Annotated in this window: 13 protein-coding genes; 5 read left to right on the top strand and 8 right to left on the bottom strand. The window is 41.1% G+C overall.

Going from position 1 to position 15,083, the window contains the following annotated elements; all coding sequences use genetic code 11:
- Nucleotides 1–2: 2 nt before the first annotated feature.
- From GPM24_RS03475 to kbl, 3 genes are all read right to left on the bottom strand, one after another.
- Nucleotides 3–422, bottom strand: coding sequence for a Rieske (2Fe-2S) protein (locus GPM24_RS03475; RefSeq protein ID WP_158825341.1), 420 nt, complete (start codon nucleotides 420–422; stop codon nucleotides 3–5).
- Nucleotides 423–1,457 carry a phenylalanine--tRNA ligase subunit alpha gene (gene pheS / locus GPM24_RS03470; protein ID WP_158825340.1) on the bottom strand — a complete coding sequence of 345 codons (1,035 nt, stop codon included), beginning with the start codon at nucleotides 1,455–1,457 and terminating at the stop codon, nucleotides 423–425.
- 75 nt (nucleotides 1,458–1,532) lie between these two features.
- On the bottom strand, nucleotides 1,533–2,723 hold the full coding sequence (gene kbl, locus GPM24_RS03465; RefSeq protein ID WP_158825339.1) for a glycine C-acetyltransferase: 1,191 nt from the start codon (nucleotides 2,721–2,723) through the stop codon (nucleotides 1,533–1,535).
- Nucleotides 2,724–2,853: 130 nt separating this feature from the next.
- Here kbl and GPM24_RS03460 point away from each other — a divergent pair, with 130 nt between their 5' ends.
- From GPM24_RS03460 to GPM24_RS03445, 4 genes are all read left to right on the top strand, one after another.
- Nucleotides 2,854–5,370, top strand: coding sequence for a DUF5686 and carboxypeptidase regulatory-like domain-containing protein (locus GPM24_RS03460; protein WP_158825338.1), 2,517 nt, complete (start codon nucleotides 2,854–2,856; stop codon nucleotides 5,368–5,370).
- Between the two features lie 96 nt (nucleotides 5,371–5,466).
- Entirely contained in the window at nucleotides 5,467–6,414 is a 948-nt protein-coding gene (gene trhO / locus GPM24_RS03455) for an oxygen-dependent tRNA uridine(34) hydroxylase TrhO (RefSeq protein ID WP_158825337.1), read from the top strand.
- A 236-nt stretch (nucleotides 6,415–6,650) separates the two neighbouring features.
- Nucleotides 6,651–7,736, top strand: a complete 1,086-nt coding sequence (locus GPM24_RS03450) for a hypothetical protein (RefSeq protein ID WP_158825336.1) — start codon at nucleotides 6,651–6,653, stop codon at nucleotides 7,734–7,736.
- Nucleotides 7,737–7,937: 201 nt separating this feature from the next.
- Nucleotides 7,938–8,741 (top strand): carboxylesterase family protein, encoded by an 804-nt coding sequence (locus tag GPM24_RS03445; RefSeq protein ID WP_158825335.1) that lies wholly within the window; start codon nucleotides 7,938–7,940, stop codon nucleotides 8,739–8,741.
- A gap of 9 nt (nucleotides 8,742–8,750) precedes the next feature.
- Here the strand turns inward: GPM24_RS03445 and GPM24_RS03440 are convergent, their stop codons facing one another.
- From GPM24_RS03440 to GPM24_RS03430, 3 genes are all read right to left on the bottom strand, one after another.
- The gene (locus GPM24_RS03440) at nucleotides 8,751–9,755 is read right to left on the bottom strand and encodes a hypothetical protein (RefSeq protein WP_158825334.1); all 1,005 of its coding nucleotides are present in this window, start codon (nucleotides 9,753–9,755) and stop codon (nucleotides 8,751–8,753) included.
- Nucleotides 9,756–9,963: 208 nt separating this feature from the next.
- Nucleotides 9,964–10,689, bottom strand: coding sequence for a YebC/PmpR family DNA-binding transcriptional regulator (locus GPM24_RS03435; RefSeq protein WP_158825333.1), 726 nt, complete (start codon nucleotides 10,687–10,689; stop codon nucleotides 9,964–9,966).
- Between the two features lie 83 nt (nucleotides 10,690–10,772).
- Nucleotides 10,773–11,729: an NAD-dependent epimerase/dehydratase family protein gene (locus GPM24_RS03430; RefSeq protein ID WP_158825332.1), complete on the bottom strand. Its 957-nt coding sequence runs from the start codon at nucleotides 11,727–11,729 to the stop codon at nucleotides 10,773–10,775.
- Nucleotides 11,730–11,927: 198 nt separating this feature from the next.
- Between GPM24_RS03430 and GPM24_RS03425 the strand changes: the two genes are divergently transcribed.
- Entirely contained in the window at nucleotides 11,928–12,935 is a 1,008-nt protein-coding gene (locus GPM24_RS03425) for an aspartate-semialdehyde dehydrogenase (RefSeq protein ID WP_158825331.1), read from the top strand.
- A 34-nt stretch (nucleotides 12,936–12,969) separates the two neighbouring features.
- On the opposite strand, the gene GPM24_RS03420 is transcribed toward GPM24_RS03425, so the two are convergent.
- Together GPM24_RS03420 and GPM24_RS03415 are read right to left on the bottom strand one after the other, a co-directional pair.
- The gene (locus tag GPM24_RS03420; protein WP_500784470.1) at nucleotides 12,970–13,554 is read right to left on the bottom strand and encodes a PH domain-containing protein; all 585 of its coding nucleotides are present in this window, start codon (nucleotides 13,552–13,554) and stop codon (nucleotides 12,970–12,972) included.
- Between the two features lie 214 nt (nucleotides 13,555–13,768).
- The gene (locus GPM24_RS03415) at nucleotides 13,769–15,004 is read right to left on the bottom strand and encodes a glycosyltransferase family 87 protein (protein WP_158825329.1); all 1,236 of its coding nucleotides are present in this window, start codon (nucleotides 15,002–15,004) and stop codon (nucleotides 13,769–13,771) included.
- Between the last annotated feature and the right edge of the window lie 79 nt (nucleotides 15,005–15,083).

The following is a 15,083-nucleotide window of genomic DNA, read 5'->3' as shown; positions in this document are numbered from 1 at the left end:
TATCAATTAGATACAAATATGTTAAAATTATTCGAAACTGTAACCGTGTAAGCCCTTAATGAACGTGTAGCAGGGGCTTTTACCGGTGATCCATCTTCTAACGAAAACTTAGAGCCGCTGCAAGGGTCGGTTACGGTAAACCCGGCTGCATCTAGTGTTACGGCACACTTTTTTTCGGGTTGATAGCTGCTGCAACGGTCATACGCAGTATAGCCACCGGTAAGTTTATGGTAAATAACCAACCCGGCAATGCCATAGCCGTTCACTATGGCGGCATTGCCGGGACTGGATAATCGGCTTAAATTAGGATCAGCAAACGTTGAACTGAATTTAACGTTAACGCTGGGTATATAACTCTGGTCTCCTTTTCCACAACTCACCAAACCCACTATCACTAAAAAGAGAAAACAGAACTTTTTCATTTACACAATCTCGGTTTTAAACTGCTTCAAAAAGCGTACATCATTTTCAGAAAACAGGCGCAAATCGCGTATCACATATTTTAAGTTGGTAATACGCTCAACACCCATACCAAAAGCAAAGCCGGTATATTTTTTTGAATCGATGCCGCAGTTTTCCAACACATTCGGGTCAACCATACCACAGCCCAAAATTTCAACCCAGCCGCTGTGCTTACACATGTTGCAACCGGCACCTTTACAAATGGTACATGATATATCCATTTCGGCTGAAGGTTCGGTGAACGGGAAGTAAGATGGACGGAAGCGCACTTTGGTACCTTCGCCATACAACTCTTGTACAAAGTGATATAAAGTTTGCTTCAGGTCGGCAAAAGATACGTTTTCGTCGATGTACAAACCTTCAATCTGGTGGAAAAAGCAGTGTGCACGGGCCGAAATAGCCTCGTTGCGATACACGCGGCCGGGCATAATAGCACGGAACGGCGGTTTGCCGCTTTCCATCATGCGTACTTGTACTGATGAGGTGTGGGTACGCAGGGCGATACTATCTGTACCATCATCTTTGGTGATGAAGAAAGTATCCTGCATATCGCGCGCCGGGTGTTCTTCCGGAAAGTTCAGGGCGGAGAAATTGTGCCAGTCGTCTTCAATCTCCGGACCTTCAGCTACCACAAAGCCCAGGCGTTTAAAAATGTCGATGATTTCGTTACGCACCAGCGATAGTGGATGGCGCGAGCCTACAGCAAAACCTTCACCCGGCAGGGTTAAGTCCTGCTGTGTGCTTTGCGTAGTTAGTTGAGAGTCGAACTGTTCTTTCAACTCCTGGTATTTGCCTTCCGTTAGCTGTTTGAATTGGTTTAATACTTTACCCAAGGTACGTTTCTCTTCGGGCGTGGTACTCTTAAACTGTTCAAAAAGGTCTTTGATGATACCTTTGGTACCTAAAAACTTAATGCGGAAGGTTTCCAGCTCGTCGGCATTAGCTGGCGAAAAGCTGTTTACTTCCTCCGTATATTGATTGATTAAATCCTGCATGTTTCAGGGTTATAGCTTACATTAAAGGGCTAGTATGCCCATGTTTTTGTTATAGCAAAAATAATTTGTTAAGTGCTATTTTAATACACCTAACTCTTTACCCACTTTGGTAAAGGCGGCAATAGCCTTGTCCAAATGCTCAACCTCATGTGCGGCCGAAATTTGAACCCGGATGCGTGCTTTGCCTTGCGGTACTACCGGATAATAAAAACCGATCACATAAATACCTTCTTCCAGCATACGGGCGGCAAATTCTTGCGATAGTTTGGCATCATACAGCATCACCGGTACAATAGGGTGAACGCCTGGTTTAATATCAAACCCAGCCTCGGTCATTTTCTCACGGAAGTACTGGGTGTTATTTTCCAGCTTATCGCGCAGATTGGTAGTTTCGCTTAACATGTTCAACACCTCGATTGATGCGCCGGTAATAGCTGGAGCTAAGGTGTTAGAGAATAGGTAAGGGCGAGAACGCTGACGCAGCATGTCGATAATCTCTTTACGGCCCGATGTAAAACCACCCGATGCACCACCTAAGGCTTTACCCAATGTGCCGGTAATAATATCTATACGGCCCATCACGTTGTGGTGTTCATGTGTACCGCGACCTGTTTTGCCCATAAAACCCGAGCAATGGCTTTCGTCAATCATCACCAAAGCTTTATATTTATCAGCCAGGTCACAAATCTTGTCTAATTGGGCAACTGTACCGTCCATGGAAAAGGCACCGTCGGTAACGATGATGCGGTGACGTAAATCCTGCGTAGCTTTCAGTTTTTCTTCCAAATCGGCCATGTCATCATGTTTGTAGCGATGGCGTTGTGCTTTACACAAACGTACACCATCAATAATTGAAGCATGGTTCAGTTCGTCGGATATGATTGCATCCTGATCATTAAACAATGGCTCGAATACTCCACCATTGGCATCAAATGCTGCAGCGTATAAAATGGTGTCTTCGGTACCTAAAAACTCGGATAGCTTATTTTCCAGTTCTTTATGAATATCCTGCGTACCGCAGATAAAGCGAACAGATGACAGGCCATAGCCACGTTCGTCCATTGTAGCTTTAGCAGCTTCAATTACCTTTGGGTGTGAAGACAGACCCAGGTAATTGTTGGCACAAAAGTTAATTACTTCCTTACCACCTTGTACCGTAATGTCGGCACCTTGTGGCGAAGTAATAATACGTTCTCTTTTATATAAGCCGGCGTTTTCTATATCAGCTAACTCTTGCTGTAAAACCGGTTTCAGGGTATCATACATAGCATGTGGTTAAAGCGCAAAAGTACACATTATCGAGCATTTAGGGTATGTATCTGAGCATCAGAAATAAATTTATAAGGTAAAACAAACATTTTGCGGGTTATTGCTATATGTATATCAATACACCCCCATGAAAAAAATTTATTTACTGTTCCTGCTTTTATGTACTGCCGCTCAGGTATTTGCCCAAACCTACAGGTTGTCGGGCCGCATAACTGATGGTAAAAACACACCTGTTCCATTTACGTCTGTATATATCCGCAATACTACTTATGGTACTACTGCCAATGAAGATGGTGAGTATGAGTTTAAGTTGCAGGCCGGTACTTACAACGTAGTTTACCGCTATGTAGGCTACCTGGAACGGGTAGAGAAAGTAACCATCGCTAACGGTAATGTAGAGCGTAATGTACAGCTGGTGAACGAAGAATTTGTTCTAGAGCCATCTGATCCTAATGCAGAAGCTAGTAAAGATGACCCTGCGGTAAATATTATGCGCCAGGTAATTGCCAAACGCGAACATTATTTAAATGAGGTTAACACCTTTTCGTGCGTGGCTTATGTAAAAGGTGTACAACGTTTGGTAAGTGCACCCAAAAAGCTTTTGGGTCGTGATGTGTCTAGCACTTTGCAAATTGATACCAATCGTCGTAGCTATTTGTACCAATCTGAATCACTATCTAAATATAATTTTCAAAACCCCAACAGGGTGAAAGAGGAAATGATTGCCTCTAAAACTGCTGGTCAAAGTACAGCTTTCAGTTACAATAAGGCATCTGATTTGCAGGCTAACTTTTACAAAAACAAGTTTGAAATACAAGGGGTAAGCAGCCGGGCATTTGTATCGCCTTTTGCTGATAATGCACTTAAATTTTATGATTTCAAGCTATTAGGTACGTCTGTAAAAAGTGGACGACGGGTAGATAAAATACAGGTAATTCCTAAACGTGAGCGCGATGCCGTGTATAAAGGTAACGTGTATGTTGTGGAAGGCGACTGGCGCATTTACGGTGTAGATTTGTATCTGACTAAAAAAGCGAACCTTAATTTGGTTGATACACTCCAAATCAGCCAGCAATATATACCGGTTACTGACAGCGTTTGGATGCCGATTTCAGTTCAATACACTTATAATGGCGATGTATTAGGGTTTAAATATCAGGGGTACTACCTGGCGGTGTATAATAACTATAAAATCAATCCAACTTTTCCGAAAGGATATTTCAATGGCGAGGTAATGCGTGTTGATACGCAAGCTAACGCCAAAAGCCGTAATTACTGGATGGCTAACCGGCCTGTGCCATTAACCGATCTAGAGGCCGTAGATTATAAGATTAAAGATAGTTTGGCGGTTGTTCACAGTAAAAAGCCCTATTTGGATTCATTAGAGCGTTCCAGAAATTCTATTAACTGGCTTACTTATGTTGTTTTCGGTTCCCAGTTTTATGACCGTAACACGCGTCAATCACTTTACTTGTATCCGGGTCGTGAAGCCATTTATTATAATACGGTAGAAGGTTACGGTATTAATGCTAAGGTAAGTTATATTAAGGGATTTGATAACGGGCAATCGTACACCATTGTGCCTAACCTGCGCTATGGTTTTGGCAACAAAACGCTGAGTGCAAATATTGGTGCTACATATAATTATGACCCAACGCATCAAGGCGCTTTTTACACCCGCTTTGGTAGTGATATTTTGGACTTGAACTATGTAAGTACCCGTTCGTTGTTCTTCAACTCGTTAAGTACTTTATTGAGCGAAAATAACTATGTAAAGCTTTACCGCACCAAATTTGGTTTGGTGGGCTGGCAACGCGAACTGGCTAACGGTATATTATTTAATGGCCATTTGTCATATGCCGAGCGTCAGCAAATGTATAACACATCTTTTAACCATTGGAAAGATGTGCCGGACAAACGTTACACCGCCAACAATCCGCTTGCTGATCCGCCTGAGGTGGAATCGCAATTGTTTCCAACCAACCAGGCGCTTACTTTACGGGCATCACTTACGTTTACATTCCGTCAGCAGTATATTACCCGTCCGGATGGTAAATACTATGAACCATCCATCTTCCCGAAAGTGCGCCTTAACTACCGTAAAGGTATTAACAGTGTATTTGGCTCAGATGTAAACTATGATTTTGTATCGCTGGATGTATTTGATGATAAATTACCCATTGGGTTAATCGGAAATTCGGCTTTTAAAATTACTGCCGGTACCTTTTTAAACCACAAGCAATTGTACTTTGTAGATTATAATCACTTTTTGGGTAACCAGGGTACGGTATTTAATCCGACTATCGGTAACTTCCATTTCCTGGATTTTTATGATTTTAGTACCGACCGCTCATTTATTGAAGCACACTACGAGCATAATTTTGCCGGAAATTTCCTGAACCACGTTCCGCTTATCCGCAAGTTAAAGCTGGAAGAAGTAGTTGGTGTTAACTATCTGGCACAAGCTAGACATGATAATTATTCAGGTGTTGGCAACAACCCCAATTTACAAAGTATCAGAAGTAATTACTCTGAATTTTATATAGGTGTGCAGCGCTTTATATTCCGTATAGATTATGGTGTTTCCTTTGAAGGTAGCCGTAAGCTGATGCAAGGATTCCGTATATTTTACGGTATCCGATAACCTGACAATGTGCAGATGTACACCTACATCTGCACATCAAAAAAATCTGTATCTTTGCCGCTCATTTAACGCTGTTTGAAGCAGTATCGATGTATTATGGCAAAATATAACACCCTACTTTATTATTGTTATTCAACAATAACTGATGCGGAGCAATTTGCTGCCGATCATCTCAGATTCTGTAAAAGTTTAAATTTAACCGGACGCATTATCGTTGCTGATGAAGGCTTGAACGGTACGATATCGGGTACACCCGAAGCTTGCAAAGCTTACATGGATGCCGTACATGCCGACGAGCGTTTTGCGAAAACCGATTTCAAGATTGACGAGGTAGATGAGCCGTCGTTTGTGAAAATGCATGTACGCTACAAATCCGAAATTGTACACTCCGGTCTGCGTGATCCCAACATGATTAATCCGCAAAAACAAACCGGTAAGCATTTGGAGCCGGCTGAGTTTTTGGCAATGAAGGACCGTGATGATGTGGTTATCCTAGACGTACGTTCTAACTACGAGCATTCGGTAGGTAAGTTTAAAAATGCTGTTACGCTGAATATTGAAAACTTTCGTGATTTTCCGGCCAAAATCAATGAACTGGCTCAGTTTAAAGATAAAAAGATATTGACCTACTGTACCGGTGGCATTAAATGCGAAAAAGCCTCAGCCTTATTGTTGCACGAAGGTTTTGAGAATGTATACCAGCTGCACGGCGGTATCATTAAATATGGTAAAGAAGTAGGCGGTCAGGATTTTGAAGGTAAATGTTACGTATTTGATAACCGATTGACGGTTGATGTAAATCAGGTTAATCCTACGGTGATCTCTACCTGTTTTAACTGTGGCAAAACTACCGATAAAATGATTAATTGCGCCAACCCCGAGTGTAACGAGCATTTTACCCAGTGCGACGAGTGTGGCTGGAAAATGGAAGGTTGCTGCTCAGATACCTGCCAAACACATCCGCGCAAGCGCGAGTACGACGGTACTGGCTATTATGTAAAAGTACCTCAACCGGTAAACGTGACTAAGAAAAGCAAGGTGTAGTTGGCGGAATAAGAGGTTAATTTTATATTCTTAAAACATAGAGAAGCGCTTTAGTTATTTAAAGCGCTTTTATTCTTTGTGTATTTTTAATATATTATTAAAAATACCATTGTTCTTATAGATTACTAATTTTGAAACAAACCGGATTTATTTCCTCTGGAATTCTTAAATATCTACCTTTAGCAAAGAGAATGATATAGATTCATTTGACTTATAATTGATATACTAAGGTTGATATGTTACGATCACTCAAGTTAAAAGCTTATACTTTAAGACAATACATTGCTGGCATTAAGACTTACATCAACTACTCAAAAGCACTTGAAAAAGGCGTAAGTAAAAAGAGTATTTTTATTGATATACAAAGTAATGTTTACAATAGATACTTATATACATTACTCAAATTCTTAAAACTTGAAGGGTTTACAATATACTTGCCTAAAAAGTTTTCGTTAGTAAATCAAATAAGTAAAGAGCTATATGCATCTTATATCTTGAAAGATAAGTTAGTTATCTTTAAGGATTTAGTAAACATAAAGGAGCGGTCTAATCTTATAACAATTGGCAGAGATGTATTGAGTGCAAATTATTTTGAAAGTTTATTAAAACAGCAACAAAAACGAAAAAGTTATTATATCCCAATATCTCAGCATCCTGCATTGTATTATAAAAATCTATGGAATATACCAATTGACCGGTCTCAAGAGCGTATTAATTCAATACTACTTTTAGGCAACTTTGATAAACAATTATATAGTAAGATATCTCATGACGGGGTATTTAATATTTTATCAAGGATAGAGGTTTTGAATGTTATTGAGAATACTTGTTTAAATACAGAAGTTCACGGCTTAGAGGATTTAAATATATACTTAGCAAAATCTCCTAATAGTGAGGTTGTCATCATAAAAAGTAATGAAAAAGGCATTCCTGCAGAAGCGTTGAGAAGTACATTAGTTAAATTTAATTACTTTTTTGCTGTTCCTGGAGTAGTGATGCCGTTTTCACATAATATAGTGGAAGCAATGTCTGTAGGGTGCATACCTATATTACAAGATACTTACGCGCAACTATTTTCCCCTCCTCTAAAACATCATATCAATGCATTAATATTTAAAGATAAAGATGATTTAAGTGATTTAATTTCTTATGCTTTCAATTTATCGGAAAATGAAATCGCTATTTTAAGAAAAAATGTAGACGACTACTATTCGCACTATTTAACACCTCATGCTGTAGTAAGTATGTTGCTTAGGGATAAGCATGAGCATGTTTTTTTACAGGCAGAACATCATAGTGTTAATTTGGTTAAGAAGATGTAATGTTCGGTATTGGTGCCACTGACTTGATATCATGTTTTTAGTTTGAAAACGCGAGTATGATGGCACTGGCTATTATGTAAAAGTGCCTCAACCGGTAAACGTTAGCAAGAAAGCTAAAATTCAACTGGCTGAGTAATAAATTGGACGAACAGGTAAAATAATTGCATATTCGTATGCCTATTATTTTACCTGTTTCTATCTATGAAAAAGCTAACCTTTGTAATTGTATTGCTTATTTCTCTATCAGGCATACAGTCACTTTCATTTGCACAAACCGTAGCCGATTACCGTAAAGAGGTATATCAAGCCAAAGGAGATACACTAGCTTACCGTGTATTGCTCCCCGAAAACTTTGACGCTACAAAAAAATACCCTTTGCTGCTGGTTTTACATGGTTCGGGCGAGCGGGGCAACAATAATGAAGCCCAGTTAACACACGGCGCTAAAACTTTTCTGGATCCGGCATTCCGGCAAAAGCACCAAGTTATTGTGGTGTTTCCGCAATGCCCTCAGGATAGCTACTGGTCAAACGTGGAAATCAAACCAGCTACCGCTACCAATCCTGCCAGAACATTTAGTTTCCAAAAAGGCGGCAAGCCAACCAAAGCCATGCATGCTTTGCAGGGCTTATTGTCCGATTTGCTTCATCAACCTTACGTAAATAAACATCAGGTGTATGTAGGCGGTTTGTCTATGGGCGGAATGGGAACGTTTGAGCTGTTGAGGCGCAAGCCTAAAGTGTTTGCAGCTGCTTTTGCCATATGTGGTGGAGGTAGTGCTGAAACGGCAAAAAAGGTTGCCAAACGTGTACCTATGTGGGTGTTTCATGGCGCCAAGGATGATGTTGTGCCAATTGTTAATTCCGAAACGATGGTACAGGCCATTAAAAATGCAGGTGGCGACCCTAAGTATACGGTTTACCCCAACGCCAACCATAACAGTTGGGATAACGCTTTCGCCGAGCCGGAACTATTCAGTTGGCTGTTTAGTCATACCAAAAAGTAATAATTATAATTATTCCTGTTCAGGTGGCTTAGGTTTAATCAGTTTAGGATTAAACCTGGGTTTATATGCGGGCTTGGTTGCAGGTGTTTCAGGTGATGGAACATCAGATTCGGATGGTACAGATATATTATTTTCCTGTATCGGATCTTCTTGTACGGCAGGCTGTGGTGTTACCTCAGGCTCTGCTTTTGTTTCTTCTACAACCTTGGGCGGTACCGGTGCTTTGAAACGAGGTTTGAAACCCATCTGGGGCGTTGATGGAGCCTCTGCAGATGGCGCAGCAGTGTCATCTGCAATCTCTGCTTCGGATGACTCTATTACCGTTGATGCTTTAGGTACTTGTTCTGTAGTATCTGCACTGTCGGTCTGCGTTGGTATCTCAGTCGCTGCCTTAGGGACTATGTTTTTGGCTTGAAAGCGCGGTTTGTAAGCTGGCTTTGGCGTAGCTGATGTTGTTTTTGCTGCTGGCTTCTCAGTATTTTCTGCGGGTGTAACAGCAGGTACCTCGGCTGCTGGAGGTAACTCAGCTGGCGTTTCTTCCACTGGCTTGGCTGGTGCAGCTTTAAATTTAGGTTTAAAACCTAATTTAGGCGCAGGCGTTACTGGTGCTTCATTTTCTGCGGTTGCTTTCTGCTCGGTTGGTGCGCTTGGCGTAGTGGGTACATTTTCTACTGGTACATCCTCAGCCGGTTTTACAGGTGCTGTAGTTCCTGCTTTAAACTTAGGTTTAAAGTCCAGTTTAGGTGCAGCATCACGCGGTGTTGGCTCCGTTAAGGTATCCGCTACAGTTTGTTCGGCTACTTGGTTTTCCATGCGCGACTTTTCGGCTTTTACCTCTGGTGGCAGTGGATATAGGCGGCGCAGTTTATTGAACCAGTATTTTTTGGTGTGGTCAAAGCTTTTTTCGCCCATCTGTTCATAGTGTTCCTTAAATTCCGAAAAAAGTGCCGGCTCGCCCTGTTCCAAGGCAATAAGGCTTATTTTCTTCTTTTTAAAAAACTCTTCAAACAGCATGGTATGATTTTGAATTTCGAATGTTCAATTTCGAACTTGTAATAATTGAACTTACCAGAACATTGTCATTGCGAGCGATAGCGTGGCAATCCCGTCGCTTGCTTATCCATGTGACGGGATTGCTTCGTTCCTCGCAATGACAAGTTTATTATTAAAGGAAACAGGTAGATTGAAGTCTTGTTTCTGATTTCCCGGCTCTAAAACAAACTTACTCAGCCATGTTATGATACACGGCCTGCACGTCGTCGTCTTCCTCTAATTTGTCAATTAGTTTCAACACATCCGCTGCATCTTCTTCGCTAATTTCGGTGGTAGATAATGGAATGCGCTCCAACTTGGCCGATTTCAATTCAATACCCATGGCTTCCAAAGTCTTTTGCATTTTACCAAAGTCTTCATAAGCGGCGTGCAGTACGGCAATGTCTTTGCCTTCTTCATCAGTTTCTACAAACAGTTCTTCTAAACCTGCATCAATTAGTTCAAACTCCAGTTCTTCCAAATCGCGCTCGCCTGGTTCAAAGCGGAAAACTGATTTACGGGAAAATACAAAATCTAATGAGCCGGTTTTACCTAAAGTGCCACTTACTTTAGTGAAGTAGCTGCGTACGTTGGCCACGGTACGATTGGTGTTATCGGTAGCGGTTTCTACCAGTACGGCTACGCCATGTGGCGCATACCCTTCGTATACAATTTCTTCGTAATCTTTCTCGTCTTTGCTGGATGCACGTTTAATGGCTGCCTCTACACGGTCTTTCGGCATGTTTACGGCTTTGGCATTTTGCATAGCCGTACGCAGGCGCGAGTTGGTTTCAGGGTGTGGTCCGCCATCTTTAACGGCCATTACAATCTCTTTACCTAAGCGGGTAAATTGTACGGCCATTTTAGCCCAGCGTTTAAATTTTCTTTCTTTACGGAATTCAAAAGCTCTTCCCATTGTATCGTAAGTGGTTATTTGTTAGTAGTTAATAAGTTTCAGATGCTTTATAAACAACTGTTCATCACATCCGTTCAAATCAACTACAAAACTAATGTATTCTTCAGGTTTTTCAACATAGTATCTGCCAGTGCGTTGATATCATACTCCGGCTGCCAGTTCCAGTCGCGCTGTGCGGTACTGTCGTCAATAGATTGCGGCCAGCTATCGGCAATAGCCTGTCGCGGATCATTGTCGGCATAGGTGATGGTAAACTCGGGCATATGTTCTTTTACTTTTTCCGCCAGTTGCTCAGGCGTAAAGCTAATGCCGGCTAAATTATAGCTGGAGCGGATGCTGATGTTTTCGGCAGGCGCATCCATCAAACTGATAGTAGCGCGAATGGCATCATCCATATACATCATTGGCAGCATAGTATTGGCCGATAAAAAGCTTTCATAAGTGCCGGTTTTCAGCGCTTCATGAAAAATGTGAATGGCATAATCGGTGGTGCCGCCGCCCGGGGCTGCTTTCCAGCTGATGATACCCGGGTAACGTATGCTGCGCACATCCAAACCGTATTTGGCATGGTAATACTCGCACCAGCGTTCGCCGGCTAGTTTACTAAATCCGTAAACCGTGTTAGGATCCATTACGCAATACTGCGGCGTATTTTGCTTGGGTGAGTTAGGACCAAATACAGCAATAGAGCTTGGCCAGAAAACTTTAGCTACATTGAACTCTACTGCTAAATCGAGCACATGAAGCAAACCGTTCATGTTCAAATCCCAGGCTAGTTTAGGTTTTTGTTCGCCAGTTGCAGATAAAATGGCAGCCAGCAAATAAACCTGTGTGGGTTGGTGCTTCTGAAACAAGTGGTGCAGGTTATCTTTATCCAGTACGTTGGCAAACTCGAAAGGGCCGCTGTGCCGTATAGCATAAGCGGGATTGTTGATGTCGGAAGCGATAACCTGTTCGGCGCCGTGTATGCCGCGTAAGGTAGTTACCAATTCTGTTCCTATTTGGCCATTTGCGCCGATAATTAATATTTTTTCGCTCATGCTTGTTGATACGGTTACAGGGCGCAAATGTATAAAAACCGCTAGTAAATCCTTTTACTTATGCAGTACTTTTACAAGTCTGTAACACCTATGTTAGCTTACAGAATTACTCCATTAATTCTATATACATTAAGGCATTTACTAAAAATATGTATATTTGAAATTCAAGTATTTAAAAATTAAAGTATAAGTAAAACAATGAAAGTCGCAGTTGTAGGTGCTACCGGCCTGGTAGGTACCAAAATGTTGCAGGTTCTGGAAGAACGCAACTTTCCGGTAACAGAGTTAATTCCCGTTGCTTCAGCTAAAAGTGTAGGTAAAGAAGTTACTTACAAGGGTAAGCAATACAAGGTGGTTTCTGTTGAGGATGCGATAAAGCAAAAGCCCGATGTAGCCTTATTTTCGGCGGGTGGAAGCACTTCATTGGAGCAGGCTCCGCTGTTTGCAGAAGCTGGCGTAACCGTAATTGACAATTCATCGGCCTGGCGTATGGACCCAACCAAAAAATTGGTAGTGCCCGAAGTAAATGCCGATGTATTAACTGCTGATGATAAAATCATCGCCAACCCTAATTGCTCAACCATACAAATGGTAGTGGCTTTAAAACCACTGCACGATCAATATAAAATTAAACGCGTAGTAGTATCAACTTACCAATCGGTAACCGGTACCGGCGTTAAGGCGGTTGACCAGTTGTTTAACGAGCGTAAAGGTATTGAAGGCCCTAAAGCTTACCCATATCAAATTGACCTGAACGTGTTACCGCACATCGACGTATTTACCGAGAACGGTTACACCAAAGAGGAAATGAAAATGATACTGGAAACCAAAAAAATTATGGGTGATAACAGTATCCGCGTAACGGCCACTACTGTTCGTATCCCGGTAATGGGTGGTCACTCCGAGTCGGTAAATATTGAGTTCGAAAACGATTTTGAACTGAATGAAGTACGTGACATCTTAACTAAAGCGCCCGGCGTGGTAGTGGTTGACGATGTAGCCAATCTGAAATACCCAATGCCGCTGGATGCTCATGAAAAGGACGATGTATTTGTTGGTCGTATTCGCCGTGATGAAACGCAGCCGAATACATTAAACGCCTGGATCGTGTCAGACAATCTGCGTAAAGGTGCCGCCACCAACGCTGTGCAAATTGCCGAGTATCTGGTAGCTAAAAACTTGATTGGTCAGGCTGTAGAAGCGTAATTATTTGAGTTAAGATTTTGAAAAGAGGCTGACCTTATGTAAGGTCAGCCTCTTTTGTATATGAATCTTTTTTGCTCGGATCTTCGCTATACCAATAAGCTCCTGACTTAAGTAATGAACGCCAGCGATCCTTTTTGATGGCGGTGAATGCTAATTGCCTTTTTGCCGATACCAAAAACTGTTTAAGCAACAATGCTTTTTCTGCATCAGCTTTTTGCGAATAATCAGCATCTGTGATAGTTATTTTCTTACCGTTCTTGAATATGATTTTGAGATAGGTGAACGATTTAGTCTGTTCATCATAATTGTAACTGAAAAAGCCTAATACATCCCGCTTTAAATACGAAACATACTCTTGGTTGCCTTGCTTAACATACATCCGCTTCCGGTCAAAATATATGGTTACAGATTTTGATAAATAATTAAATAAAGCTGTGAATATTACGAAGAATAATCCAACAAGCAGGTACATACCACTCATGCCCAGGTAGCGATATCCCTTTATAGCATACAGCATAATCAAGGGCCATGTTATTATTACACATATAAGAAATACAACACGGTTTGAAAGGGTAAGCACTCTTTTAAATACAAATTCAGGGGTGCAGTATTTTTCCATTAAGAATAACTGATATGAACATTATAACCTTTTTTAAATAGCTTAGTTTTAAAGTCAGTTAGCTATGATATGCTCAGTATTAGATGGAATATTCAAATCATGGTTTTTGCAGTATAGTATTGCAGCATGTTAATTTGATAGGGAGATAAACGTCTTGCAAGTAATTTGAATGCAAATTTTAATTGATTTAAAGCAGGATATTCTACTAGTGCAACTAACCCACTGCGGTTGTTCGTTTTGCAGTATAAGAATTTAACATGATGATAAGCACGGTTACAAACATCATCACCAACGTAATATAACAATACTCCCGAAGTAAATCGGTAAGTATTTGGCCTATAACATCCTTCACAGTAAACTCTGTAAGCAGGCACAAAAATATGGTGATGCCCAACAATACTTTTCTGTTGCGAATGAGGATGAACAAATACGTATAAATAAAGCTGGCGCACACATGATGGTGGCCCCAAACCCGGCCGGGGAGCAAAAGGGTGATTAGAAAAATCAGACAAAAATCGGCTGGCGAAAAGTCTTCTTTGCCAAGTGCATAGCGGTCGTACAACAACTTTGCCGTAATTGCTCCTAAAACCAACAGTTGAATGGTAAGCGTTAGTACTTTTAATCCCAATGCGCTTAAATGTAATAGGGAAGGGTAGCCTAGTTGGGCGTTACCTGTATTCATTTTTTCCAGCAGAGCGGGTATGCCCAGGCTGATAATGTTTTCATCAACTTTACCTTTAGAGAATGGCGCCACAAAAGCTTCATAGTAATCCTGCCAATCGTGCAGGCCGGTTGGTAAGCCACGTAACAGCATGGGTAAAACTATAAAGGGTAGCGTTAACAGTATAATTTTGGCCCAGTCTTTAGGTCCGCGTTTCAAGGCCGCAAAAAATAGGAATATGATGGGAGTGATTTTAAAAAAGGTACCTGCTAAAAAAAACAGGTAACTGGCAGTAAACTTCTTTTTAACGTAGTACTCTATTCCCAACAAGGTACAGCATAATACAGGCAAATTAGCATTCATCCACATATAATTGTGCCAGTAAAAGCCAGCTGATAAGATGATGGCTAAGATAAATGGCAGCGTAACATCCTGTTGTAGATACAGGTGATTGAAAATTCGCTTTACCAGCCAAAGTGATACTATCCATAAGCCATAATTTACCAAGAACGTATAAACAAATGCCGATGTATGAAACGGCATCCACGAAAACAAACTGAAAAACATAGCTGCAAACGGCGGATAGGTAAAACCACCGTCAATCAGTCCGGGTGTATACATTTTTTGCCCGCTGATAAAATGCTGACCGGTTTGCCAGTAAATGAAGTAGTCGCCGTTGGTATCAGCTTTTATACCCCGTTTGTAGGCGTTTAATAAAAATATTACAGACAGGATACTTAAGAGGATAAAAAGATACTTTTTATCTATCAGTAACTTAGACGACAGCATGCAGGTAGATTAATGTTGCGAAAGTAAATCAATTATCAGTATAACCAAAAGTTTGTAACAGTAATGTTTTAGTTATAAT

It is taken from the genome of Mucilaginibacter lacusdianchii (genome assembly GCF_009770985.1).
Classification (GTDB): Bacteria; Bacteroidota; Bacteroidia; order Sphingobacteriales; family Sphingobacteriaceae; genus Mucilaginibacter; species Mucilaginibacter lacusdianchii.
The sequence above is the reverse complement of the archived record's forward strand: the minus strand, read 5'-3'. Positions and strand labels throughout refer to the sequence as shown.

What these genes read in the sequence shown, in the direction of transcription:
- trhO (WP_158825337.1), top strand. Translation starts at nt 5,467, where the DNA reads ATGGCAAAATATAACACCCTACTTTATTATTGTTATTCAACAATAACT.
- GPM24_RS03445 (WP_158825335.1), top strand. Translation starts at nt 7,938, where the DNA reads ATGAAAAAGCTAACCTTTGTAATTGTATTGCTTATTTCTCTATCAGGC.
- GPM24_RS03475 (WP_158825341.1), bottom strand. Translation starts at nt 422, where the DNA reads ATGAAAAAGTTCTGTTTTCTCTTTTTAGTGATAGTGGGTTTGGTGAGT.
- GPM24_RS03450 (WP_158825336.1), top strand. Translation starts at nt 6,651, where the DNA reads ATGTTACGATCACTCAAGTTAAAAGCTTATACTTTAAGACAATACATT.
- kbl (WP_158825339.1), bottom strand. Translation starts at nt 2,723, where the DNA reads ATGTATGATACCCTGAAACCGGTTTTACAGCAAGAGTTAGCTGATATA.
- GPM24_RS03425 (WP_158825331.1), top strand. Translation starts at nt 11,928, where the DNA reads ATGAAAGTCGCAGTTGTAGGTGCTACCGGCCTGGTAGGTACCAAAATG.
- pheS (WP_158825340.1), bottom strand. Translation starts at nt 1,457, where the DNA reads ATGCAGGATTTAATCAATCAATATACGGAGGAAGTAAACAGCTTTTCG.
- GPM24_RS03435 (WP_158825333.1), bottom strand. Translation starts at nt 10,689, where the DNA reads ATGGGAAGAGCTTTTGAATTCCGTAAAGAAAGAAAATTTAAACGCTGG.
- GPM24_RS03440 (WP_158825334.1), bottom strand. Translation starts at nt 9,755, where the DNA reads ATGCTGTTTGAAGAGTTTTTTAAAAAGAAGAAAATAAGCCTTATTGCC.
- GPM24_RS03420 (WP_500784470.1), bottom strand. Translation starts at nt 13,554, where the DNA reads ATGGAAAAATACTGCACCCCTGAATTTGTATTTAAAAGAGTGCTTACC.
- GPM24_RS03460 (WP_158825338.1), top strand. Translation starts at nt 2,854, where the DNA reads ATGAAAAAAATTTATTTACTGTTCCTGCTTTTATGTACTGCCGCTCAG.
- GPM24_RS03415 (WP_158825329.1), bottom strand. Translation starts at nt 15,004, where the DNA reads ATGCTGTCGTCTAAGTTACTGATAGATAAAAAGTATCTTTTTATCCTC.
- GPM24_RS03430 (WP_158825332.1), bottom strand. Translation starts at nt 11,729, where the DNA reads ATGAGCGAAAAAATATTAATTATCGGCGCAAATGGCCAAATAGGAACA.